Annotated in this window: 21 protein-coding genes; 12 read left to right on the top strand and 9 right to left on the bottom strand. The window is 37.5% G+C overall.

Translation table 11 applies throughout. From position 1 onward, the window contains the following. Positions 1-107: 107 nt before the first annotated feature. The 11 genes from BQ7400_RS01665 to BQ7400_RS01615 all read left to right on the top strand — a co-directional run bounded on the left by BQ7400_RS01665 (position 108) and on the right by BQ7400_RS01615 (position 15,274). Complete coding sequence (locus BQ7400_RS01665) at positions 108-392, top strand: DUF6110 family protein (protein ID WP_034438463.1); 285 nt, start codon at positions 108-110, stop codon at positions 390-392. A gap of 10 nt (positions 393-402) precedes the next feature. After that, the gene (locus BQ7400_RS01660; RefSeq protein WP_072469241.1) at positions 403-2,484 is read left to right on the top strand and encodes a heavy metal translocating P-type ATPase; all 2,082 of its coding nucleotides are present in this window, start codon (positions 403-405) and stop codon (positions 2,482-2,484) included. A 130-nt stretch (positions 2,485-2,614) separates the two neighbouring features. Continuing rightward, complete coding sequence (miaB, locus tag BQ7400_RS01655) at positions 2,615-4,000, top strand: tRNA (N6-isopentenyl adenosine(37)-C2)-methylthiotransferase MiaB (protein ID WP_072469240.1); 1,386 nt, start codon at positions 2,615-2,617, stop codon at positions 3,998-4,000. Then, the gene (gene mutS / locus BQ7400_RS01650) at positions 3,990-6,614 is read left to right on the top strand and encodes a DNA mismatch repair protein MutS (RefSeq protein ID WP_083553234.1); all 2,625 of its coding nucleotides are present in this window, start codon (positions 3,990-3,992) and stop codon (positions 6,612-6,614) included. The genes miaB and mutS overlap by 11 nt, the downstream gene beginning before the upstream one ends. Beyond that, positions 6,592-8,424, top strand: a complete 1,833-nt coding sequence (mutL, locus tag BQ7400_RS01645) for a DNA mismatch repair endonuclease MutL (RefSeq protein ID WP_072469239.1) — start codon at positions 6,592-6,594, stop codon at positions 8,422-8,424. The genes mutS and mutL overlap by 23 nt, the downstream gene beginning before the upstream one ends. After that, a complete protein-coding gene (gene miaA, locus BQ7400_RS01640; protein ID WP_072469238.1) occupies positions 8,421-9,344 on the top strand; it encodes a tRNA (adenosine(37)-N6)-dimethylallyltransferase MiaA in 924 nt (307 codons plus the stop codon). Before mutL ends, miaA begins: the two co-directional genes overlap by 4 nt. Next, complete coding sequence (locus BQ7400_RS01635; protein WP_072469237.1) at positions 9,337-10,581, top strand: methionine gamma-lyase family protein; 1,245 nt, start codon at positions 9,337-9,339, stop codon at positions 10,579-10,581. Before miaA ends, BQ7400_RS01635 begins: the two co-directional genes overlap by 8 nt. A gap of 152 nt (positions 10,582-10,733) precedes the next feature. Beyond that, a complete protein-coding gene (locus BQ7400_RS01630; protein ID WP_034438479.1) occupies positions 10,734-11,243 on the top strand; it encodes an NADH-quinone oxidoreductase subunit NuoE family protein in 510 nt (169 codons plus the stop codon). After that, the gene (locus tag BQ7400_RS01625; protein WP_072469236.1) at positions 11,233-11,775 is read left to right on the top strand and encodes a hypothetical protein; all 543 of its coding nucleotides are present in this window, start codon (positions 11,233-11,235) and stop codon (positions 11,773-11,775) included. The genes BQ7400_RS01630 and BQ7400_RS01625 overlap by 11 nt, the downstream gene beginning before the upstream one ends. After that, positions 11,765-13,531 carry an NADH-quinone oxidoreductase subunit NuoF gene (locus BQ7400_RS01620; RefSeq protein WP_072469235.1) on the top strand — a complete coding sequence of 589 codons (1,767 nt, stop codon included), beginning with the start codon at positions 11,765-11,767 and terminating at the stop codon, positions 13,529-13,531. Before BQ7400_RS01625 ends, BQ7400_RS01620 begins: the two co-directional genes overlap by 11 nt. A gap of 9 nt (positions 13,532-13,540) precedes the next feature. Further along, positions 13,541-15,274 carry an NADH-dependent [FeFe] hydrogenase, group A6 gene (locus BQ7400_RS01615; RefSeq protein ID WP_034438487.1) on the top strand — a complete coding sequence of 578 codons (1,734 nt, stop codon included), beginning with the start codon at positions 13,541-13,543 and terminating at the stop codon, positions 15,272-15,274. Between the two features lie 234 nt (positions 15,275-15,508). Here the strand turns inward: BQ7400_RS01615 and lexA are convergent, their stop codons facing one another. Further along, positions 15,509-16,126: a transcriptional repressor LexA gene (gene lexA, locus BQ7400_RS01610; RefSeq protein ID WP_034438584.1), complete on the bottom strand. Its 618-nt coding sequence runs from the start codon at positions 16,124-16,126 to the stop codon at positions 15,509-15,511. Between the two features lie 179 nt (positions 16,127-16,305). Between lexA and BQ7400_RS01605 the strand changes: the two genes are divergently transcribed. Then, entirely contained in the window at positions 16,306-16,596 is a 291-nt protein-coding gene (locus tag BQ7400_RS01605) for a LysM peptidoglycan-binding domain-containing protein (RefSeq protein ID WP_034438509.1), read from the top strand. Positions 16,597-17,239: 643 nt separating this feature from the next. Here the strand turns inward: BQ7400_RS01605 and BQ7400_RS01600 are convergent. The 8 genes from BQ7400_RS01600 to BQ7400_RS01565 all read right to left on the bottom strand — a co-directional run bounded on the left by BQ7400_RS01600 (position 17,240) and on the right by BQ7400_RS01565 (position 25,680). Then, the gene (locus BQ7400_RS01600) at positions 17,240-18,196 is read right to left on the bottom strand and encodes a tyrosine recombinase XerC (protein ID WP_072469234.1); all 957 of its coding nucleotides are present in this window, start codon (positions 18,194-18,196) and stop codon (positions 17,240-17,242) included. Between the two features lie 109 nt (positions 18,197-18,305). Further along, positions 18,306-19,853, bottom strand: coding sequence for a ribonuclease Y (gene rny, locus BQ7400_RS01595; RefSeq protein WP_072469233.1), 1,548 nt, complete (start codon positions 19,851-19,853; stop codon positions 18,306-18,308). A 208-nt stretch (positions 19,854-20,061) separates the two neighbouring features. Continuing rightward, a complete protein-coding gene (locus BQ7400_RS01590) occupies positions 20,062-20,760 on the bottom strand; it encodes a P-loop NTPase family protein (RefSeq protein ID WP_072469232.1) in 699 nt (232 codons plus the stop codon). Positions 20,761-20,762: 2 nt separating this feature from the next. Continuing rightward, complete coding sequence (locus tag BQ7400_RS01585; RefSeq protein WP_034438521.1) at positions 20,763-20,999, bottom strand: hypothetical protein; 237 nt, start codon at positions 20,997-20,999, stop codon at positions 20,763-20,765. Between the two features lie 17 nt (positions 21,000-21,016). Continuing rightward, entirely contained in the window at positions 21,017-22,456 is a 1,440-nt protein-coding gene (locus BQ7400_RS01580) for an AAA family ATPase (protein WP_072469231.1), read from the bottom strand. Position 22,457: 1 nt separating this feature from the next. Next, the gene (locus BQ7400_RS01575) at positions 22,458-23,429 is read right to left on the bottom strand and encodes a metallophosphoesterase family protein (RefSeq protein ID WP_072469230.1); all 972 of its coding nucleotides are present in this window, start codon (positions 23,427-23,429) and stop codon (positions 22,458-22,460) included. After that, positions 23,426-24,457, bottom strand: coding sequence for a recombinase RecA (gene recA, locus BQ7400_RS01570; RefSeq protein ID WP_034438527.1), 1,032 nt, complete (start codon positions 24,455-24,457; stop codon positions 23,426-23,428). The genes BQ7400_RS01575 and recA overlap by 4 nt, the downstream gene beginning before the upstream one ends. A gap of 2 nt (positions 24,458-24,459) precedes the next feature. Beyond that, on the bottom strand, positions 24,460-25,680 hold the full coding sequence (locus BQ7400_RS01565; protein WP_072469229.1) for a CinA family nicotinamide mononucleotide deamidase-related protein: 1,221 nt from the start codon (positions 25,678-25,680) through the stop codon (positions 24,460-24,462). Positions 25,681-25,684 lie beyond the last annotated feature (4 nt).

The following is a 25,684-nucleotide window of genomic DNA, read 5'->3' as shown; positions in this document are numbered from 1 at the left end:
TGCTTGGAATGAGTACCTCTGGCATCAATCTTTATTGTTGCTTTTAAGGCAACAGGGTTATATAATGAAATTGAGAAACTGTATCATTTTATGAGAGGAGAAACAAAATGAACAAACAATTAATTAGAATCGGACTTGGTGTATTAGCAGGTGCTATCGGTAGTAAAATTATTCAATCTCAAAAGATTAAGGATTTAGCTGTAGGTGCAGTTGCCGGCGGTTTAAAAATTAAAGACGATGTTGATAAGGCTGTAGAAAAAGTAAAAGAAAATGCAGACGACATCGTTGCTGAAGCAAAAGTATTAAAGATGGAAAAAGACATCGAAAGAGAAGAAGAAGAAAAAGAAAACGACATAGAAGAAGTTGCTAGTGAAGCAGATCTAGAAGACTAAGAGTTTTAAAATGGATATTTCAATAGCCCATAGAATACCGGGAAGGTGTCGTCTAATATCCAATAAGTTGTATTCCATTGATTTTTTGGATAAACTAAGCTATTTATTGGATAAAAACGACCAAATCCTCACTTATAAAATTTACAAAAAAAATTCTAGCATCAGTCTAGAATATAAGGAAGAAGACTTTCCAAGCATTTGTCGATATCTCTTGTCCCTAAAAGAAGAAACAATTGATCAAACAGTAATTGACGACCAAAATTTCTTATCTTTGGAAGAAAATGACCTGTTTGATATTGTAAGGGACTCTTTTGAAACAAGACTTTTAATCCGCTTGTTACCTATGCCTATCCGGACTGTCTTAACCCTGTATAAGAGTGGAGCTTTCATAAAGAGTGGATTAAAATCCCTGTGGAATCGACGCTTAAGTGTTGATGTCTTGGATATGACAGCCATAAGTGTATCTATGCTTTCTGGTGACTTTGCTACAGCTTCATCCATTATGTTTTTATTAGGCTTGGGTGAAGACTTAGAAGAATGGACCCTGAAAAAGTCCAAGCAAAATTTAACCAAATCATTGGCTATTCAAGTGGATAAGGTCTTTGTTAAAGATGGCCATGAAAAAATAATTAAATCTTTAGATGACGTCGAAATAGGCGATGCCGTTTATGTAAATATGGGATCGGTTATTCCTGTAGATGGAAAAGTCATTGACGGCTTAGGCTTAGTCAACCAATCCAGTTTTACTGGAGAGAGCGAGCCTGTCAAGGTGACTAAAAATAAAACAGTATTTGCCGGAACTGTCTTGGAAGAAGGCCAACTGCTTATTGAAACGACGAAAAAACACAATGAAACTCGATTGAACTATATCATTGACTTGATTAATTCTTCTGAAGAAAATAAGGCTTTAGCTCAGTTAAATGCCGAAAACAAGGCAGATGGTCTTGTGAAATACTCTTTTTTAGGCGCTGGAATTACCTATCTTTTGACAAGAAACTTTACAGCGGCCAAGGCCTTTTTAATGGTAGACTTCTCTTGTGCCTTAAAACTAACCATGCCTATTGCTGTTATGAAGGCTATGAACCAAGCTTCAGACAACAATGTCCTGGTTAAGGGCGGAAAGTATCTAGAAGATCTAGCCAAGGCAGACACCATTATTTTTGATAAAACAGGCACTCTAACAAAAAGTGAGCCTATGGTTGAAAAAATTATCACCTTCAATCCTGACTATGATGAAAGAGATTGTTTAAAAATAGCTGCTTGCCTTGAAGAACATTTCCCCCATTCCATTGCCAATGCGGTAGTTAATAAGGCTCATGAAGAAAATGTCAAGCACGAAGAGATGCATTCAGAGCCTGAATATATTGTAGCCCATGGCATTTCAGCCTATATTGGGAAACAAAAGGCCCTAATTGGTTCTGCTCATTTCATTTTTGACGATGAGGGAGTCCGATTAAATGCTGAAGACCAGTCTTTAATTGATGAACTCAAGGAAGAATATTCTCTACTTTACTTGGCCCTTGACAACGAATTAATTTCTGTTCTATGTATTTCAGATCCTCTAAGAAGTGATGCTAAGGAAACAGTAGACCAACTTAGGGACCTTGGATTTAAGCACATTGTCATGTTAACGGGAGATGCAGAAAATGCTGCTCGAAGTATAGCTCAACAGCTATCACTTGATGAATATCAGTCTCAAGTTCTTCCGGAGGATAAGGCTAACTATATTAAGTCTATGAAGGCCAAGGGACATACTGTTGTTATGATTGGGGATGGAATTAACGATTCTGTTGCTCTTTCTATGGCAGATGTGGGTATTAGCATGCATAAGGGTGCAGATATTGCAAAAGAAATCTCTGACATTGCAATTGGAACTGATGAATTGTACAGTCTAGTTAATGTTGTGAAACTAGGCCGGTCTATGTTAAAGCGGATGAAGGCCGATCATCAAGAAATTATGTTGGTTAATTCTTCTTTAATTGCCCTAGGAGCCTTTAATATTATATCCAACACTACGTCCTCTTTCTTGCATAATACATCGACAGTAATGATTGCAGGAAACAATATGAAGGATTATATTTATGAAGAGTAAGTCTTAAAGACTTACTCTTTTCTTATACATAAAATTTTATCTGGATTAGGCTATGTTTTTCTCTTCTTTAGTTTTCCCCCGGCAATTATGGTATAATATTAAGTTAGATATTCTAATATTTTAAAGGAGTATATTTTTGAATTTTATAGATCAAGAAGAACAAGTTATCCATATATTAAAAGATAAATTACCCAGCCAGGCTAAATATCACATTATGACTTATGGCTGCCAAATGAATGAGCATGATTCTGAAAAAATTTCTTGGATTCTGGAGCAAGTGGGCTTTCATGCTACTCCAGACCCTCAAGAAGCGGATTTAATTTTACTAAATACCTGTTCAATCCGTCATTCTGCAGAAGATAAAGTCTATGGTAAGTTAGGAGAGCTCAAACACCAAAAAAAGCAAAGAGACTTAACCATTGCCGTCTGCGGCTGCATGATGCAAAGGGAAGAATCTAGGAACAAGGTCCTGGAGAAATGTAAGCACGTAGATATTATTTTTGGAACAAATAATATTCATAAGCTCCCGGCCTTGCTCCTAGACCACTATGAAACTAAGAAAAGAACCATTGACATTGATGAGCCCTTCCAATCCATTGATGATAAGCTTTTGGCAAATCGTTACTACCCCTACAAATCTTTCGTTAATATTATGTACGGATGTAATAATTTCTGTAGCTATTGCATCGTTCCCTACACCCGGGGAAGGGAAGTAAGTCGTCCTTCACAAGACATCCTAAATGAAGTTCGAGCCCTGGTTGCTAGTGGCGTTCTGGAAATTACCCTCCTGGGACAAAATGTAAATAGCTATGCACCAGCTCTGGAAAATGGGTACAGTTTTACCCACTTAATCTATGATTTGGCAAAAATTCAGGGTTTAAAACGAATTCGTTTTATGACTTCCCATCCTAAAGATATTTCAGACGACCTCCTAATGGCTTTTAAAGATTTGGACTCCCTGTGTAACTTTTTACATTTGCCCGTCCAAGCCGGGTCTAATTCTGTTTTAAGGAAGATGAACCGACGCTATAGTCGGGAGGACTATATGAGAAAAATAGACAAGGTTAAAAACTTGGTTCCTGATATTGCCCTATGTACAGATATTATGGTTGGCTTTCCTGAAGAAAGTGAAGATGACTTTCAAGATACCCTAGACCTAGTTAAGTATGTTCAATACGATAGTGCCTTTACCTTTTTGTACTCTCCTAGAGAGGGGACTCCTGCAGCTAATAATATCCACCAAATTCCAAAGGAAATCAAGCAAGACCGCTTTAATCGCTTGACAGACACTCTTTATCCTATCTTTGAGAAAAAAAATAAGGCTTTGGTTGGGAAAACCCTTGAGGTTCTAGTAGAAGATCATTCTAAGCATGATAAGTCCATGCTGACAGGCCGTACAGAAGGCTTTAAATTAACCCATTTTAGAGGAGGGGATAGACTTATTGGAAAGATTCTTCCTATAACGATTACTTCTGCAAATTCCTTTAATTTAGAAGGTGAGTTTATTGGTTCATAAAGATTACACAAAATACACCCCTATGATGCAACAGTATTTAAAAACAAAGGATGCTTATCCGGATTGTCTATTATTTTTCCGGCTAGGGGACTTTTTTGAATTATTTTTTGAGGATGCAAAAATTGCCTCCAGAGAACTAGATATTACCCTGACAAAACGTGGCAAAACGGAGGATACAAATATCCCCATGTGTGGGGTGCCCTATCATGTAGCCGATCAATACCTGGCTAAATTAGTTGCTAAGGGCTACCGGGTTGCCATCTGTGACCAGGTTGAAGACCCTAAAGAAGCTCAAGGTATTGTAAAAAGAGAAGTCATCCGTGTTGTAACTCCTGGAACCTTTACCAATGAAGCCTATTTGAAAAAGGATGAAAACCGGTATATTTGTGCCATCCAATTTATAGAATCCAGTACAGCTTTGGTTTTTTTAGACTATTCAACAGGAGAATTCTTTAGTTTGGAGAATTTTTTCCAAGACGAAGACCAGGCCATTTTATGGATTCAAGACCAAATTGCTACCTACGACCCTAAGGAAATTTTGATCCACCCAGACCTTTTAGAAAAATTGGAATTTATGAACGAAAAGATATCCATCCAAGTTGTGGATGATTTTATGGTTCAAAAAAAGCTTTCCATTACTAAAGAACTTGAGGAATCTTTTTTAAAACTAAACATGCGTCATCCTCTATCCTATTCTACGGCAATTTTTCTCTTAAACTACATTAGCCTAACTCAAAAAACCAATATGGATCATATTTTAGAGATTATCTCTGTAGATAGTGGGGAAGAGCTTGTTTTGGATGAAACAGCAAAAAAAAACCTGGAGCTTTTTGAAACTCTAGGTCGTGGAGATCAAGAAGGTTCTCTCTACCATGTTTTAAACAAGAACCAAACCTCCATGGGATCCAGACTCCTGCGATACTGGATTAACCATCCCTTGAGAGATCCCGTTAAAATCAACCAAAGACTGGATTTTGTTGAACTCTTATTCAATGATTTAATCTTTTTAGACCAAATAAAGACCTCTTTAAAGGACGTCTATGATTTAAAAAGACTATCTGTAAAAATCGCTACAGGGTCTATTAGTCCCCGGGACTTAATTTGCTTGAAAAATACCCTTCTTACCAGCAAGGATCTTGAAGAAAAGCTCCTTGCCTCGCAAAAGCCCGAATGCCTCAAGTTCGTTTCCAATTTCCCTGATTTATCAGACCTAATTAACCTTATTGAAAATACCTTAATTGAAGATGCTCCTGTTCTAATAACAGATACAATCTTTATCAAACAAGGAGTCGATGAACAGCTGGACCAACTCATTGATGCCAGAACCCATGGGAAAAAATGGCTCATTGACTTAGAAAAAAAGGAAAAGGAAAAAACAGGCATCAAAAACCTCCGGATAAAATATAATAAAATTTTGGGCTATTTTATTGAAGTAACCAAGTCCAATGCCGATGCTGTTCCGGATTATTATTTAAGAAAGCAAACCCTTGTTGGAAGTGAACGATTTTTTACTATTGAATTAAAGGAGATGGAGTCTCAAATTCTTGGGTCTAAAGATGAATCTCTGAGTCTTCAAAGCTCTATCTTCTTAAACTTAAAAAACAAGACCAAGGACTATTTGTCTCGCATTCAATATACAGCACAAAAAATAGCAGAATTGGACATCTACTCTTCCTTTGCCAGCCTTGCCCATAGTTATGGCTATGTAAGACCTCTTATTCAAGAGGACCAGGTTTTAGAAATAAAAGAAGGCCGCCACCCCATGGTGGAAGCCAACCAGGCCTTTGAACTCTTTGTTCCTAATGATACCTATTTAAACCAGGATGATGAGATGATTGCCCTCATTACAGGGCCCAATATGGCCGGAAAATCCACCTACATGCGTCAAGTGGCCTTAATTTGCATTCTAGCCCATATAGGATCTTTTGTTCCTGCAAGCCAGGCAAAAATTCCACCCATAGACCGAATTTTCACCCGAATTGGCGCTTCTGATAACCTAAGTGGAGGAGAAAGTACTTTCATGGTAGAAATGAAGGAAGTGGCTACCATTACCAAGGAAGCCACCAGCCAATCTCTGGTTATTTTAGATGAGGTAGGGCGGGGAACAGGAACCTTTGATGGCCTAAGTATTGCCTGGGCTTTAATCGAATATATTGCTAAGGAAATTAAGGCTAAAACCCTGTTCGCAACCCACTATCTTGAATTAATTCCCCTGGCGGATCGAATTCCGGGGCTTGTGAACCTAACGGTCTTAACGGAAGAAAATGAACATGGTATTAGTTTCTTGCGCAAGATAAGTCATGGGTATTCCAACCAATCTTTTGGGATTGATGTAGCCCAACTGGCTGGTATTGACCCAAGACTCATCCAAAGAGCCAAGGAAATCTTCTTAAAATTAAAAGCTGACGAAAAAGAAAAAACTCCAAGTCTTCCTCCTCTTTATGAAAAGAAGGAGGACAAGGTTTTTGACAGGGAAGAGGATTATAAGAATATTTTAAAAAAATTAGCTAGAATTGACTTGTTGAGCCAAACACCATTGGAAACTTTAACCCAAGTACAAAACTTGCAAATAGAAGTAAAAGAGGTCTTGAATGATACATCAACTGACAAGTGATACAATTTCAAAAATAGCTGCTGGCGAAATCATTGAAGAACCTGCCAGTGTTGTCAAAGAGCTTTTAGAAAATTCCATTGATGCCCAAAGTAGTCAAATTCAAATTGAAATTTTAAACAGTCCTGCCAGCTATATTCGAATTACAGACAACGGCATAGGCATGAGCCAAGAAGAAATTGAACTTTCAGTCTTACGGCATGCAACATCAAAAATTCAATCTATCGAAGATTTGAATAATTCAAAAACTCTCGGCTTCCGTGGCGAGGCCCTACCAAGTATAAACCAGGTCAGCGAACTGGAAATAATCAGCAGGTCTTGTGACCAGGACTATGCTATCCGCTTGGTTTATCAATTTGGAAAAAAAGTTTTACGGGAGAAAATAGGAGCTCCTATCGGAACCACGATAAAAGTAAAAAATATTTTCGAAAATTTGCCTGTTCGTAAAAAATTTTTAAAAGCCAGTAAAATACAATGGGCAAATATCGTAGAGGTTGTAGAAAAAATCTCCTTAGGTGTCCCCGGTGTTTCTATTTCCTTAAGCAAGGACCATCGTCAGGTTTTTAAAAGTTCTAATAGCCAGAACCATGAAAACCACCTCTATTCCATCCTAGGGAAACAAATTGTCCAACACTTGCAGGCAATTTCCTTTAAATCTTCCTCCTATAAAATCCAAGGATTTTTTGGAGACAACCAACTCTATCGGTCTTCCCGAATCCATGAATATATCTATATTAATGGCCGATATGTTCGTAATTTACAAATATCCAAGGCCATTGAGGGAGTTTATCGGTCAAAAATTCCCCTGCAGAAATTTCCAATCTTTGTCTTATATATTGAAATTGACCCCCAACTTGTTGATGTGAATATTCATCCAAAAAAACACGAGGTCAAGTTATCTAACGAAAATAAGTTAATCCCTATTCTTCAAGAACTTTTAAGTCAAAGCTTTAATGGATCTAAAATTCCCGATGTCCAAAATATTAAAAACACCATGCCTCAAAAGGATCCTTTGGACATTTTGAGCCTATATGGTCAGTCTAAAAAAGAAGACCCTACTCTAAAAAAAGAAGATATAGAAGAGATTAACTTTGTTAGAGATGACTCTTTAAATAAAGTGGACCTCCTTCCACCTTCGGACCAAGACCTAACTGACCAGGCTGAATATCTGGACTACGCCTCAGAAGAAGAGGATGACTATTCTAGGCTTGATCCGGAAAAAACATGGATCCAATCCCTCTTGGAAACAAAATATATTGGACAAATTTTTAAAACTTATTTGCTTTTCCAAGGAAAAACAGATATTTATCTAATTGACCAACATGCTGCCCATGAACGTATTCTCTACGAAAAGTATCTTTATGAATTTTCTAACGAGGCTATAGACCGGCAAATTCTTTTAACGCCTGAGCTTATTAAGACTTCGCAATATGCCCGAACTCTCTTAGAAAACTACCAAACTTCCTTCCAAGAGCTGGGATTTGTCTATGACTTTTTTGGCGAAGATAGTATCCTACTTAGAGAGGTTCCCTTTATCTTTGGAGAGCCAGGTTCTATTTCCTTTATTCAAAACCTGATTGACCATTTATCCACTGTTTCTAATAAATACGACTTTAATCGCTATGACATTATGCGCAAGGCCTGCAGAAGTGCTATAAAGGCCCATGACCCCCTAATAGGTATCGAAGTAGAAGCCCTCATTCAACAATTGATTGCTTGTGATGATCCCTATACCTGCCCCCATGGTCGTCCTAGCGTATTAAAAATAAGCCAACGAGAATTGGAAAAGTTATTTTTAAGGGTCGAATCATGAAAAAGAAAATACTCATTCTAACTGGGCCTACAGGAGTTGGGAAAAGCCACCTATCCATAGACCTGGCCAAGGCTTTAAATGGAGAAATCATTTCTGCAGATTCCATGCAAATCTACAAAGATTTTAATATTGGAACTGGGAAAATTAAACTAGATGAAACAGACGGTATTCCTCATTACGGTTTAAGCCATGTAGACCCCTTTGCTGAATATAGTGTTGCAGAATTTTCTGAAGACGTGGGGTCCTATATTGAGATAATTGAAAAAGAGGGCAAGCTTCCCATCTTAGTTGGGGGGACTGGTTTATATTTACACAGTATCATGTGCCAATTGGATTTCTTTAAGACAAAAAAAGACCAGTCCTTAAGACAAAATTTAGAAAAAATTTATGAAACCAAGGGAAGTCAAGGTCTGTCTGATTTATTAAAAGAGCTCAATCCCTTAAAGTTAGAAAGCTTGGATAAAAAAAATCCCCAGCGATTAATGCGGGCCTTAGAAATTGAAATCCAAAACCCTAAACAAGCTTCTGCCGGTTTAAATGTGGAGAGTCTCTTTTATGATCCCTGTTTAATTATCCTAAACCGCAACCGGGAAGAACTATATGAGCGAATCAACCAAAGAGTAGATGGAATGGTTCAAGAAGGCTTATTTGATGAGGTCAAGGCTTTGATAGACCGTGGCTTAAATAACAAAAACCAAGCCATGAAAGCCATTGGCTACAAAGAAATTTACCAGTATTTTCTAGGCCATACAAGCTATGAAGAAACCATAGACCTCATTAAGAGAAATTCTAGACGCTATGCAAAAAGACAATTAACCTGGTTCCGGCGCTATGAAAATGGATTTTGGCTTAATTTAAGCAATCTGAATCAAGGAGACGCTTTAGACCAAATTATTTCACATTGGAGGGAACATGAATAAAGAAATAGACAAGTTAATAGATAGGATGGAAGAAGAAGCTAAGGATTTTTTTCAGTTAAGAGAAAAAATTACCCTTCTGAATCAAGAAAAAATCCTAAAAGCCATGCAGAAAAATAAGTTGGCTGCATCTGATTTTCATTGGACTACAGGCTATGGATATGGAGATGGTGGCCGGGATAAGGTGGAGGCCATTTATAAGGATGTCTTTCATACAGAAGATGCCCTTGTAAGGCCCAATATCGTCTCTGGTACCCATGCCATCTTCCTAGCTGTTTCATCCTTTCTAAGACAAGGTTCCGAGCTTTTAAGCCTGTGTGGCCCCCTCTATGACACCATGCAAAAGGCTATTGGATTAACAGGGGAGGAAAGTGGAAACTTGCTTAGCAGAGGTGTTTCCTATCAAGAAGTCCCCTTAAAAGATGGTCAAATGAATCTTAATCTGTTCAAAGACTTTATTAGCGAAAAAACAAGTTTGGTTGTCATTCAACGATCCACAGGCTATAGCCAAAGAAGAGCCTTCACAATTCAGGAAATAAAAGAAGCTGTCGACCGGATTCGATCAATCAATTCTAAGCTTCCGATTTTTGTAGATAACTGCTATGGTGAATTTACAGAAATTCTGGAGCCAACTGACCTTGGTGTGGATATTATGGCTGGCTCTCTTATTAAAAATCCAGGTGGTGGTTTGGCATATTGCGGAGGATACATTGTAGGTAAGGCCAAGTACATTGACCATATAGCCAACCTCCTAACTGCACCAGGAATTGGTAAAGAATGTGGCCTTTCCTTTGGCATGACCCGGCAAATTCTCCAAGGCTTGTTTATGGCCCCCCATGTTGTTTCTGAAGCCTTAAAGGGAGCCTTGTTGTTTGCCAAATGTTTTGAATCCTTATCCTATCCATGTATTCCTCAAGCCAAGGATCCAAGGTCCGATATTATCCAATCCATTGTCTTTAAGGATCCCGAAAAATTAAAAGCTTTTTGTGAAGAGATTCAAAAAAGTTCACCTGTTGACGCCCACTTCATCCCAACACCCTGGGATATGCCTGGATACGAAGATCCTGTCATTATGGCAGCAGGTGGTTTTATTGAAGGTAGCTCTATTGAATTGTCAGCTGACGGCCCAATGCGTCAACCCTATATTGCCTACTTCCAAGGCGGATTAACCTATGCTCATTGTCGAATTAGTTTAAGAAATGTCCTTAAAAGATTTAAGGACGAAAACTGGATTTCTTAGTCCATTTTTCGTCTTTTATTTTTAATATGCCCAATTATATTTAATTTTGTCAAATATATGTAAAAAAATAGTCTTAGTTTGTGCATTTTATTCTTAATATACTATACTTTTTATAATTATGGTGTATCCTAATAGTAGAGAGGGGTGATTTGATGTCTGATTTAGACATGAGCATCTTAGAAAAGAAGAAACTTGACATGTTAGATGCCTATATTGACACTTTTGAAGATAAGCAACTAAACATCATTACTATTTTACACTATGCCCAAAGTGTTTTTGAATATCTGCCTAAAGAATTGCAACTGCACATTGCTCGAAAAATTGATATGCCTGCAGTAAAAATCAACGGAATTGTATCCTTTTATTCTTTTTTTAGTGAAAAGCAGGTAACTAAGTATATTGTAGACGTTTGCAGAGGTACTGCTTGCTTCGTTAAGGGATCTCAAAATCTTTACGATATCTTTAGCGAAAGACTCAAGGTCAATGAAGAGGGAATTAGCGAAGATGGCTTATTTACTCTAAACAGTATCCGCTGTCTAGGCGCCTGTGGCCTAGGGCCGGTTGTTAAAATTAATGATAAAATCTTTAGCCACGTTACCAATGATATGGTAGACGATATTATTGTGGAATATCGAGAAAAGGAGAAGGCTGATGAAAGTTAATAGTGGAAAACATTTACTTGAGCTTAAGGATAAGTACCAAGATTTGATGGCCCCTAGAAGTATTGGCAATATGGCTAATGATGAAGTTGTAACTATCTGCATTAAAGGCAACGAAAAGGCTGATTACACAGAGGTATCTCGTGCAATCTATGAATTGCGGAAATATGTAAATAGTTTAAATGGGGATCGAGCAAAAATATTATATGAAGATGATCCTAAGCAAAAAGAAAATTTTAATTTTCATATTACTTATAAATTTTCCATTGATGTAGACTCAACAAGTATCTATAGCAAAAAAATTAGAGATTTAATTCAAGAAATTTATACTCTGCGCTCCAAAGACAGCTCTGTTAAAAACGCTTTAAAACAAGACCCCAATCTTACAGATAATGACCTTGTTGATTCAAAAAATGAAAAAAAATCCCCTTCACAAAAAGAAAACAAGAAAAAAGCAGATAAACCAGAGACCCTTTCAAACAAAACTTCTGCAAAGGACAGCCAGAGACAAGTAGGTGATAAAAATGACCTCTAACATACGACAACAAATTTTAGTTTGCCAAGATACAGGATGTACATCTGCTCGGAGTATTGAAATACTTGATGAGTTTCAAGTTGGCCTAAAAAAACGGTTTATCAGCGATGTTGAAGCAAAACGCACAGGCTGTCTGGGTTTTTGTGGACAAGGACCCATTGTAAAAGTTTATCCGGACAATGTCTTTTATGTAAAAGTTCAACCTGAAGATGTAGAAGAAATTTTAGATGAACACATTATGCATGGCCGTCCTGTTAAGCGGTTACTATACAAGTCCAATGCTGGAGGTTATATACCGGACCAGGACGACATGAATTTCTACAAAAAACAAATGCGGATTGTCTTGAAAAACTGTGGACTCATTGACCCTGAAAATATCGATGAGTATATTGCTCAAGACGGTTACCAAGCATTGGCAAAAGCTTTAGAATCTATGACTCCAGAAGAAGTTGTCCAAGTCATCAAAGATTCAGGTCTTCGAGGCCGTGGTGGTGGAGGTTTCCCAACAGGAATTAAGTGGGAAAATACAGCCAAATCCAAATCAAAAGAAAAATTTATCTTCTGTAATGCTGACGAAGGAGACCCCGGTGCCTTTATGGACCGTTCAATCTTAGAAGGGGACCCCCATAGTGTTCTGGAAGCTATGGCTATTGGAGGTTATGCTACAGGAGCCAACCACGGCAAAATTTATATTCGTGCAGAATATCCTCTAGCTATCAACCGACTAAAACGCGCTATTTCTCAAGCAGAAAAATATGGTTTTATTGGAAAAAATATTTTCAACAGCGGCTTTGACTTTGACATCCAAATTCGTCTTGGTGCAGGAGCCTTTGTTTGCGGGGAAGAAACTGCTTTGATTCACTCTGTTGAAGGAAAGCGTGGAGAGCCAACCCGTAAGCCTCCTTTTCCGAGTGTATCCGGTTACCTAGGCTACCCGACAACAGTTAATAACGTAGAAACTTATGCCAATATCCCTCAAATTATTTTAAAAGGTGCAAAATGGTTTAATTCCATTGGCACTGAATCCTCCAGTGGAACCAAAGTTTTTGCCCTAGCTGGAAATGTGAATAATGTAGGCCTGGTGGAAGTCCCCATGGGAATTACCATCCGGGAAATTGTCTATGATATTGGAGGAGGAATCCCCGATGACAAAGAACTAAAAGCTGTACAAATTGGTGGTCCTTCCGGGGCTATGATTACAAAAGAAAACCTCGACACCCCCATTGACTATGAAAATTTAAAAAAAATCAATGCTATGATGGGGTCTGGCGGCCTAATTGTAATGGACGAAGACAACGACATGGTAGGAATTGCAAAATTTTACTTGGAATTCACGCAAGATGAAAGTTGTGGTAAGTGTACACCATGCCGAATTGGTACCAAGCGCTTACTTGAAATGTTAACAAAATTAATGGATCAAAAGGGGAGTATAGACCTGGTCCAAAAAATTAAGGTCTTGTCTCAAACCATTAAGGATACCGCCGCTTGTGGTCTTGGACAAACAGCACCCAATCCGGTCTTATCTACTCTTGAATTTTTTGAAGATGAGTATGTAAATTATGCCAACCATCTTGTGAAAAAGGGATATATTATTGATCCGGACAAGTGTATTGGGTGTACAAAATGTGCCCGATTCTGTCCTGTAAATTGCATTTCTGGATCAATTAAAAAGCCCCATTCTATTAATCTAGATAAGTGCATTGCTTGTGGGACATGCTATCACAACTGTCCAGTCAATGCCATATCAAAACTTTAGGAGGTTGTCATGAAATGTTATATTAATGGTATAGAAAGAGAAGTAAAGCCAAAAACAACGATTCTGGACCTTGCTAGAGAAATAGGTATTGAAATTCCTACCCTATGCCATATGAAGCTGGATAACTTTTGTTATGAAAATAAACCTTCCAGCTGTCGTCTTTGCATGGTTGAAGTGGAGGGGAGAAAAACTCTTTGTACCGCATGTTCAGAAGAAATTACTGAGGGTATGGTTATAAAAACCAATACCCCTCGTGCTGTTGAAGCTCGAAAAACAAATCTGGAATTACTCCTATCAAACCATCCTAAAGATTGTCTGGTCTGCCCTAAAAACCTAGAATGTGAGTTGCAGGAATTAGCCAATCGCTTAGGTATCCGCATGGTAGAGTATCCTGGAGAAAGAATGACTCATCGAATTGACAAGTCAAGTGCCTCTCTGCTTAGAACTCCCGAAAAGTGCGTAATGTGCCGTCGTTGTGAAACTATGTGTAATGAAGTTCAAACGGTAGGAACTCTATCTGCTTTAAATAGAGGTTTTGATGCCATTGTGGCTCCAGCCTTTCAAATGAAATTAAATGAATCCTCCTGTACATTTTGTGGCCAATGTGCTGCTGTTTGTCCCACAGGAGCTATTGTAGAGGTTGATGAAACCCATGAAGTTCTTAAGGCCATCCGAGATGAAAATAAACATGTCGTAGTCCAAATAGCTCCAGCTATCCGTGTAGCTATAGGGGAATTATTTAATAAGGCCCCCGGAAGCATTACTACAGGAAAACTCGTTACCGCCTTGAGAGACATTGGCTTTGATACTGTTTTTGATACCGATTTTTCAGCAGACCTGACTATTATGGAAGAGGCCTCTGAACTTGTCGATCGAGTGGTTAACAACAAAACAATGCCCATCTTAACCAGTTGTTGCCCCGCATGGGTTCGATTCATTGAAACAAACTTTCCTAATCTATTAGATATTCCTTCATCCTGTAAATCTCCCCAAATTATGATGGGGGCAATGGTTAAAACCTACTATGCCAAGCAAACGGGAATTGATCCTGCAAATATCGTTACTGTTTCCGTCATGCCCTGTACAGCTAAAAAGGCCGAAGCAAGGAGAAGCGAATTATCCAATGACGGCTTCCGCGATGTAGACTACGTAATCAGCACCCGGGAATTAGGTCAAATGATTCGTTATTATGGAATTGATTTTGATAATTTAGAAGAATCTGAATTTGACAACCTGATGGGTGAATCCACAGGTGCAGGAACCATATTTGGAACAACCGGTGGTGTTATTGAAGCAGCCGTACGTACAGCCTACGAATTATTAACTGGCAAGGAATTGGAAAATGTCGACTTTAAAGAATTACGGGGACTTAAAGGAATTCGTAGTGCTACCATAAAACTAGGCAATCGAGACTTTACCATTGGAATTGCCCACGGACTCGGTAATGCACGAAAATTATTAGAAGAAGTAGAAGAGGACCAAAATAAATACGACGCCATCGAAATCATGGCCTGTCCAGGTGGTTGTATCGGAGGAGCTGGCCAGCCCTACCATCATGGTAATTCAGAGATTATCAAGCGACGCCAAGAAGCGCTGTATGAAATCGATAAAAATAAACCTATCCGTAAAAGTCATGAAAACCCAATGATTCAAAAGATTTATAAAGACTTTTTGGGTGAAGTTTATGGAGCCAAAGCACATGAATTATTGCATACAACTTACACTCCTAGGGAAAAAATTTAATCCTTCATCTACACAAGTACAAAGCGTAAAAAACATCAATAAATGCCAGAGTTGTCCTAAACCCTGGCATTTATTTTTTTCGAATAAAAATACACTTGCCCCAATAAAACTAAGTAACTATAAAAGAATGAGATAAATGTAAAGCTATATTTAAAATTAATTAATTTTAGAAGAAACTCTTAAAAAAGGTGGAGTCCAGCTCCACCCTGATTTTTAAAAATAATGCTTGTGATATTACATCCACCGATACAGGCCCACAATAACGCCTAGAACAGCTACTTCTTGTGCATAAATAGGCTCCATAAAGTCGTTCTCAGGTTGAAGGCGAACGCAGCCATCTTCTTTGTAGAATGTCTTTATTGTCGCTTCATCATCTAACAAGGCTAGAACATGATCTCCATTTTTGGCGAAATTTCTACGTTCTATAATGACATAGTCTCCATCCATAATCCCAATATTAATCATACTCTCTCCTCTTACTTTTAGAACAAATAAGTCCCGATCTTGTGTATAGTCTATAGGTAGGGGAATAGTATCATCTATGTTTTCTACAGCTAGTATGGGGGCACCAGCCGTAACTTGACCTAAAATAGGGACATCCACTGTCCTTTTTTTAGACATTAATAAGTCATCTTCCTGGTCTAAAAGTTCAATAGCTCTGGGCTTTGTAGGATTTCTTCGAATATAGTCTTTTTCCTCCAGACTGCTTAAAGCGCTATGAACCGTAGATGTACTCTTCACATTAACTCCATCTGCAATTTCACGAACAGTAGGAGGGTAACCATTTTGTTCAATTTGTTTTTTTATAAAAAATAAAATATCGATCTCTCGCTGCTTTAAATCTTCATACATCATTATCACCTCATAGCTTTATGTTTGTATTATATCAAAAAAGAACAAACATTTCAAACAAATATTCTTTTTCTCTTGACAATTAAGTTGTGTTCGTATATTCTATATATAGAACAAATATTCTGAATATATGTTCTATATTGTTTAGAACATAAAAATATTTTTTGAGGTGATTTCAAATGAAGCTAAAAAAAATAAAAAGTATTGCAGCTGTTATTTTACTGGGATTTTTATTATCTGGAGGCCTAATTGCCCAAGAAAATAAATTCGAAGTCTGGGTGCCCTATACAGTGACCAGCGGAGATACCTTGTGGTCCATCGCCCTGAACTCCTCCATGGAAAATGAAAGTACCCTTGTTACCTTAGATAAAATAAAAACCTATAATAACCTAGATTCAAAAACTATTTATCCTGGAGATGAAATTTTAATACCCAGTGAACTTATTAGTGATTTAACTTCGGATAAATAGTAATGATAAATTTGAGGCCTCAAAATCGATTTTAAGGGCCTCATTTCTATCTATTAATACAAATCTATTAAATATGTATATATCTACCTAATTTCGACAAATAAAGGCCTTAAATCAGAAAACGTGGATTTTAGGCCTTTATTTGTAGGTAAATTTCTCTATAGTGGTCTGATTTAGGTGTATTGGATCTTTTAATGTTTATTTAAGTCCATTTATTAGATAAAAATTGGTGAGTATAAAAATTCTTTGAGTTAATTAAAAAACAGAGACGTCCTAATCTAGAAGCATATCAATAAATGAAGCCAAAATAAAAATAAAGATTCAAAGAATAAAAAATATCCACGACATACCAGCTGAAATTATTTTAAAATCTTAAAACTATGATTCAAAAGTTTAAGTAAAGAATTCATTCATAAAAACCATGCCAGTAGACTTTAAAATCTAGATAAAAAATAAGATGAAATAAAATTTAAATTATATTTTATCATTAAAAGCTTGCTAAATAGCCTATTCTCTTATTCCAAACGAAACATAAAAATAGCAACAAAATTATTATTTTGTTGCTATTTTTGTATGCTTTCTTTTATTATTTTTATGCCTTTTAACTCCCTCTCTCTTTCTTTATATAAGAGATATTGAAAATTTAATCAGCTTTTTCATGAGACAAGGGATTGTCCAAAGTTGTTTGACGAATTTCTTCATTATCTACATGGGTATAGATTTGTGTAGTAGTAACAGACTCATGGCCTAAAACTTCTTGTAGGGCTCTTAGGTCTCCAGATCCGTACTTGTACATTAAGGTAGCAGCTGTATGCCTCAATTTATGGACCGTATACTTATCGGTATCGAAACCGGCATTTTTTAAATGCTTTTCAATGGTTCTTTGTGTAGCGGAATGACTCATCCGATTTCTTCGCATGCTTAAGAAGAGTGCATCATTATCGGAAAGAATCCCATTTCGATAGCTTAAATATCTATTTACGGCATCCATACAGGCTTCATTTAAATAAATCATACGTTCTTTATTGCCCTTACCCACAACCCTCAGTCGAGCATCATCTGTGATATCTTTGCGATCAATTGCTGTTAATTCCGACAACCGCATTCCACAATTTAGAAAGAGGGTTACCATGGCATAGTCCCTATACTTATAGATATCCTTTTGTTTAGAGGATAAAATGGTCTGTAAAAGTCTCTTGGCTTCTTCTAGGGTCAAATAAACCGGAAGAGACTTTTCGATCTTGGGCATATCGATGGTTTCAGCAGGATTGTAACTGCAAACATCAATGACTGTAGATAGGTATTTATAAAAAGCCCTTAAGCTGGATATCTTCCGATATTTTGTTCTGTTGGAATTCTTCTTAACAATATCTAAATAAGATATGTAGGAATAGACCATTTGCTTATCTACCGCATTTAAGTCCTGGCTTGTTACCTGGTCCGCTGTAAAGTCTTCCATATCAAAGTCAGGATATAGTTTGGGATAAATAAATTTATAGAAGCCTTGAATATCATAATAATATTCTTTGATGGTCAAGGGACTATGTCCCTTGATGGACTTTAAATAGCTGATAAATTCATCAATATATGATAGTTTCACAAAAACCCCTCTTAATAATAATCACATAGTTTTTTTCAAATAAAAGATCTTCCTTTAGCTTTAGGACCTTACCACTATGGATAAAAAAATAAAACCTGCTTAGCAGGTTTTATTTTGCATATTCAACAGCTCTTGTTTCTCTGATTACATTAACCTTTATTTGTCCCGGATAATCTAATTCAGTTTCAATTTTCTTTTTGATATTTCGAGCCATTAATATAGTTTCGGCTTCACTGGTTTGTTCAGGTTTAACAATAATCCTGACTTCACGCCCTGCTTGTACAGCAAAAGATTTTTCAATTCCATCAAAGCTATTGGCGATTGCTTCTAATTGTTCAAGACGTTTGATATAGGATTCCACTGTTTCTCTCCGTGCCCCAGGTCTTGCTGCAGAAATTGCATCTGCTGCTTGGACTAGGATGGCTTCTACTGAATGGAATTCAACATCATAGTGGTGGGCTTCAATACAATGAATCACAGCCTCGTTTTCACGATACTTACGAGCTAGATTTACACCTAATTCAACATGGGGCCCCTCTACTTCATGGTCTATGGACTTGCCAATATCATGCAGTAGTCCGCCACGTTTTGCCGTCTTAACATCAGCACCAATTTGTTCTGCCAAAAGGCCTGCAATATGTGCAACTTCTACAGAATGCTTTAGAACATTTTGGCCATAACTTGTACGGTATTTTAATCTTCCCAAATACTTAATAAGTTCTGGATGAAGACCGTGAATACCTGTATCATAAGCAGCCTGTTCCCCACTTTCTTTAATGGTTGCATCTACCTCTTGTTTTGCTTTTTCTGTCGCTTCTTCAATCTTTGTAGGATGGATTCTACCATCTGTTACAAGTCTTTCTAAAGCAATCTTAGCAACTTCACGTCTTATCGGGTCAAAGCAAGATAAAACAACTGCTTCCGGCGTATCATCTATAATTAAATCTACACCAGTCAGTGACTCAATGGCACGAATATTCCGGCCTTCTCGACCAATAATTCGGCCTTTCATCTCCTCATTAGGAAGGTTCACTACAGATACAGTAGCTTCTGTTACTGTATCCGCTGCAATTCGTTGAATTGCTAGAGCAATGGCATTTTTTGCATACTTTTGAACTTCATCTTTAACTTCTTGCTCTTTTTCCTTAATAATCAAGGCAGATTCTTGGGTAATTTCGCTTTCCAGCTCATTTAATAAAAGCTGTTTCCCTTCATCTTGAGTAAGTCCAGAAATTCGCTCCAACTCTTTTAATCGTTGAGATATAAGCTCTTCTGCTTCCTCTTTCAAAGTATTGGTTTGTTCAATTTCTTTAATTAAATGCTCTTCCTTTTTTTCTAAAGAAATACTTTTCCTATCAATGGTTTCTTCTTTTTTAAGAAGACGTTTTTCCATATCTTCTAAAGATTGTTGCCGCCGATTGTTTTCATCGGTAACTTTATTTCGTAAACGATGAATTTCATCTTTTGCTTCATTTAAAAGATCTTTTTTTGTAGTTTCAGCATCCCTTTGTGCATCAATGAGGATATTTTTTGCTTGCTCTTCCGCTTGGTTTATTTTACCTTCCCCTATATGTTTTCGGATTAAGTAGCCGGCAAAGCAGGCTAATAATATGCCTAAAATATAGAGTACCCATTGTAAAATAGCTGGCAAAAGCATGCACCTCCTATTTAGTTTTCATTATACATTGTAAAAATCATACAATTAAATTGTATCGTTTTTAACAAGATTAGTCAAGAAGCTTAGTTAGGCATTTCTATTCTTTATCCTATTTGTTTGTTTTATAATTTTAGTCATTGCAGTGACTGAGGACTAATTCAAGCTTTCTTGAAAAATATATTGTTAGAATTCTCCCTTTAAAGACTCCTCATTCACTCACCATATTTGTCAGGCTAGACTTGGCTTCTGCCTGGTCCTCTTCCTTTAATTTAACGATACTTTTTCCGTTACGTATATCCACTAAATAGGTACAATCTCCCATTTGAGCCAGGTGGTTGTTGTGGGTAACCATGATAACTTGTCGTCCAAAACTTATTGTTGACTGTTGAATAAATTCTCCCAGATTAAAAATATAATCGCTACTAACATGTTTGCCAGGTTCATCTAAGATTAAGGGGCCTTCAAAGGGCGGATCTTGAAGTTCTAAAAAGGCTGTCCTTAAGGCTAGACTTAAAACATCCACAACTCCGCCTCCATGGGCTGATTGGGGATCTGTTAGTATCTTTTCTTCATCAAATATGGAAGAAATGTAAAATTCTGCACTGGGATTGTTTCTTAATTCTTGAAAATCTATTACAAACTCAATATCTTTTTCAAATACATATTGCAAGCACTTGGTAACCATATCTTCTACTTGAGCCTTGGCTTGAGTCCTGGCATATGTAGCTGTCTTTTGCAACAAAAGAACAACATTGGAATAGAGGACAATTTTTTTATCAATATCATCAATCTTCTTTTGAACAAGATCAATCCTATCTTCAATATATTTCCTTTGACCAATGGCTTGGTCCAGGCTGGATTGTTCTTTTTCTTTAAAGTCTTCAAGAAACTTAAAAGCACTGGACATGGCTAAATTTCCTTGGGTAAATATTGGTTTGCTGCCTCTAAATTCATCTTAATTTCATTTTCCAGTCTTTGGATTTCTCCTTCCAGGTCTTCTGGTTTTAAACCAATTTCATCTAGCTGGTTTAGCAAGTCCTTTTCTTGAATTTGTAAGCTTTCCAAGCGAGCTTCTGCCTTATTCTTCTGTTCTGTTGCATAAGAAATTTTTTGTTCTAAAGCACTGATTTGTTCTTCATAATTCATAGCTAAGCCCTTTCATTTTAATTCGAAATAATTGTCTCTATCGTGTGTTGATCCATTGGTCGTTTACAGATGGGACATATTTTTAACTCGGTTAGGATATTTTCTAATTTTGCCTTATCCCCTGTAATAGATTTTTCCATGGACTTCAATTGGATTAAATTTGTTTGTTTTTCTGCCCCTAATTTGACTAAAGAAGCTTCGAGATTTTTCAACTGTTCCAGTTTGCCTACATTTAACTTAATTGTTTCTGTCAATGTTATTGCCTTATCAAAATCAGCAAACTTCTTAAAGTATTGGTCTGCTATAGAAAATCTTTGGTTGAGGTCCCTTAGGGTCTCTGCATATCCCTTTAGCCGGACCAATCCTTCATAGGTCCCCTTCCCTTCTTCCAAATACTTTTTCGCCTTTTTTAATTCTTTAGCCTCTTTTAATTGACCTTGAACCTCTTCTAGGGACTCTTGATTGGATTGGTAAAGTCTTGTTAGGGTCATTATTTGCTTATAGTCTTTGTCCAAAAGTTGGGTTTTCTTTAGGCTATCCTTTGCGCGGTCCAAATCTTTTACTTGGTCTAAAAGACCTTTGCATTGACTCATTTTATCTTGTATGAGCCCATAACTAGTGTATATCCTTAGTAAGTGACTATGCCTTTTTTTTGCTTCTTTCAAGTCCAGGAGGTGGGCTTTTAATTGGTCGATTCCCTTGTAGTCAATAAGCCTTTTCTGACACTGGTCAATATCTTCCCTTATGGCTTGATAGGTTTTTAGATGGCTTTCAATGCATTCCTTTTTTTCTTCTGCCTTTTTGCCTTTTTCAATAATTTCTTGAAGATTCTTTAAAAGTCTTGTCTTGTCCTCAATAAAGTCATATTCTTTTTTCTTTTCCAGTAATTCTTCTAGCGAATTTTCTTCATATTTTAGGTCCTGGTTTAGAGATTTTATATCTCTATTGACATTTCTCTGGGCTTGGTCGATATAGTGGATTCCTACCAGCCTACCTATTGCATTGGCCTTATTTGAATCCTTTTCCTGTAATAGAAAGGGCCCTTCCAGCTGGTCTGCAATATTCAAGGTTAAGTCATCCGTCGGCGACAAGGGAAATTTTTTTAAATTTAAATAATCTACAATTTCTTTAGGGACTGTCCGCCCAAAGCCTTCAAAATGCATCGCTTCTCCCGTGGACAAGGTTAAATCATAGGCATTGGTTCCCTTATGCCTAGATCTTTTTAGGATAGTCCCATCATAAAATTCTGCTGTTACCTCTACCTGGGTCTTGCCTCTTTGTAGAAAGTCTGCTCCCATTGGTTCGTTATAGAATAACCAACGTAAACCTCGCACGATAGCTGATTTCCCAGAGTCAGAATTGCCTAATATAACATTCAAACCTGGTAAAAATTCAAGCACGGTATCCTCATGAGATTGAAAATTTTTTAAATGTAGGCTCTTAATTTGTTTTTTCATTTTATTGGCTACTTTCTGACTCTTGAACTTGACTTACTCTTTTTAAGGCTTCTTCTCGAATCTCTTGGCTGATTTCATTGGTAGAAGAAATTTCATCAATTAATTCAAAGACATCTGTTTTTGAAAAGTCTGTCGTTGCTTCAATGAGCTCTTGAAACTCATGGAGCTTTGCCTTTTTAAATTGATGTTGTTCAATTTCTGACCGGTCCAAAACTTCCGGCCCAGGTTTGGCGGACTTAAGATAAATTTCTTCCAGTTGTATTCCATCTTCCAAGTTAATTAGGACTACCTTGGGGCGTCTTTTCATTTCCACCAGATTGTTGGAAATCCGAACAATGGCCCCAGGATTTATAAAGTATTTTCCCTGGATACACTGTGTTTTAAAGCCAGTGTGATAATGACCTGCTAAGGTTATATCGGCCTTTGTTTCAACAATATCAGAAATCAAGGTATGGGAAATTACCTCATTTATGGGTTTATCGATTAAAAACCCATGAATAATATGAAGTATATAGTCTTCATCTGACCGGTTTTGAACAATGTAAGCGTCCTTATGGTCATCTCGATCCATACCATAGATATAGGGAGTCCCATATATTTTTACCTTCTTATCTTTTTCTATGACCACCGGCTTATCCTTAATTAAATGAACCAGACCTATGCTATCCAATAGGCCCAACATGGTTCTTGGAATCGTTTCAGGATTGTGTCCATAGATATCATGGTTGCCACTGACAATATAAAAAGGTGCCTTTAAATCCATTAGGAGTTTTGAGAACTCACTAACAACTGCAATAGATACATCCGGGCGATCAAACAAGTCTCCCCCGTGAAGGACTGCATCAACTTCATATTTATTAGCTAGATCAAATACTTCCTTGTGCTTTAAGAGGGAGCTTTCAAAAAAATTATCCAGGCGACTCTTGGGAGATGTCGCCCGTAAATGAGAGTCTGTCAGATATAGAAATTTCACTTGTCTGTCTCTTCTTGGGGATTATCGGCTGGACCTTCTTGATTTAAATGGAAGGTCTCCCGTATTTTATCTTCAATTTCTTTGGCCAGTTCTGGATTTTGGGCTAAAAATTCTTTGGAATTTTCCCGTCCTTGTCCTAACTTTTCTCCATTATAGCTATACCAGGCACCAGCCTTATTGATAATATCTAAGTCCGTTCCCACGTCCAGAAGGTTTCCAAGCTTAGAAATTCCCTTCCCATACATAATGTCAAACTCTGCTTGTTTGAAAGGCGGAGCCACCTTATTTTTCACTACCTTAACCCGAACTCGGTTCCCAATCATTTCATCCCCGCGTTTAATGATTTCAATTCGCCGAATATCCATACGAACAGAAGTGAAGAATTTTAAGGCACGTCCCCCAGTAGTCGTTTCAGGATTTCCAAACATAACACCTATTTTTTCTCTTAGTTGGTTTATGAAAATAACGGATGCCTTAGATTTATTAATGGCCCCTGTGAGCTTTCTAAGTCCTTGGCTCATGAGTCTGGCCTGTAATCCCATATGAGAGTCACCCATTTCGCCTTCGATTTCAGCCTTTGGAACCAAGGCCGCTACTGAGTCCACCACAATAACATCCAGGGCATTACTGCGGACAAGAGACTCCGTAATTTCCAAGGCTTGTTCCCCAGTGTCCGGTTGAGAAATAATCAACTCTTCTGTATCTACCCCTAGATTTTTAGCATAAACTGGATCCAAGGCATGCTCTGCATCAACAAAGGCGGCAATCCCACCTTTTTTTTGAGCTTCTGCCAAGATATGAAGGGCCAGGGTTGTCTTCCCAGAAGACTCAGGACCATAGATTTCAATAATGCGTCCTCTTGGAATTCCTCCAATCCCAAGGGCTAAATCAAGAGCTAAACTTCCTGTTGGTATTACATCAATATCCAGGTGTTTTTGTTCTCCCAACCTCATAACAGATCCTTTTCCATACTGTCTTTCAATTGACGCTAAAGCTTTCTCTAAAGCAGCTTTTTTTTGTTCATCCATTTTTATCCCTCCAAAAATTCTTTTACTAATAAAAATAAGACTTGTCTAACTGTTTGCTCCTGGATTTCTTCCCGGTTCCCTGAAAAATTAAACTCCTGAATTAATTGTTTTTCCTTCGAATAAAAAGCAGCGAAGACCTTCCCAACCTCTTTTTCTGCAGGGCAAGGGCCTGCCTCTCCCGTTGTTGCAATGGCAATGTCGCAATAGCCTTTTTGGTATAGCCCCCTTGCCATTTCCAAGGCTGTCTCATAACTGACAGCACCATGTTGGTCCAGAGTGTCTTGATCTACCTTTAATTCTTCATGTTTCACTTCATTGGAATAGCTTACTATACTATATTTTAAGATATGGCTGGCTCCGCTGCAACTTGTAATTGTCTTTGCCAGAAAGCCTCCTGTTATTGACTCTGCAAAAGAAATCAAAAGATTCTTTTCCCTACAAAGTTTCACGACTCTTTCTTGCAAATTTTCTATTTTAAAAGAATAAATATTTCCCCTAAACAGTTCCAATAGCTGTTCTTCTGCCAGGTCTAATCGCTTGTTGACCTTGTTTTCATCTTGCCCCTTGGAAAGAAGTTTGATTTCTACAAGTTTGTCATGAACATAGGTGTTTACTTCCAGCTCAGGTAGATTAAGTTTTTGTCGAAGGAGAGTCTCAACCTGGCTTTCTCCCATATTTACAACAGATAAAGACCGTAGTCCTATATAATCCCTTGTCCTAACAAAGTCTTTAACATAATTTGAAAACATATTCCTTAGTTCGTAAGGCGGACCAGGGAGCAAGAAAATATGACAATTTAAAAAAGTAAGATACTCACCTGGGGCTGTTCCCCATTGATTTGAAAGAATCTCTGATCCTTCAATGGTGTAAAACTGTTTTTTTAAGTTGGAGGTTATTTTCCTCCCAAGTTTTATTCTCTCACCTACAAAAGAAGTATATAAGTCTTCATTGAATACCAAGTCTAGGTTCAAGGCCCCAGCCAAGGCTTCCTTTGTTAGGTCATCCTCTGTTGGTCCAAGGCCCCCGGATATAATCAACAAATCTATTTTCTGAACCGCTTGCTGAAATTCTCTTCTTAACTGGCTGAAGTTATCATTTAGAGTAATTTCCTTGATAACTTCTACCCCTCTTTTCCTTAGTTCTCTGGCAATATAAACCTCATTGGTATTTTCTATGTCGCCTAATAAAAGCTCCTTGCCAACACTGATAATCATCGCTCTCATTGTC

The sequence above is a fragment of the Urinicoccus massiliensis genome, from assembly GCF_900120405.1.
GTDB lineage: Bacteria > Bacillota > Clostridia > Tissierellales > Peptoniphilaceae > Urinicoccus > Urinicoccus massiliensis.
The sequence above is the reverse complement of the archived record's forward strand: the minus strand, read 5'-3'. Positions and strand labels throughout refer to the sequence as shown.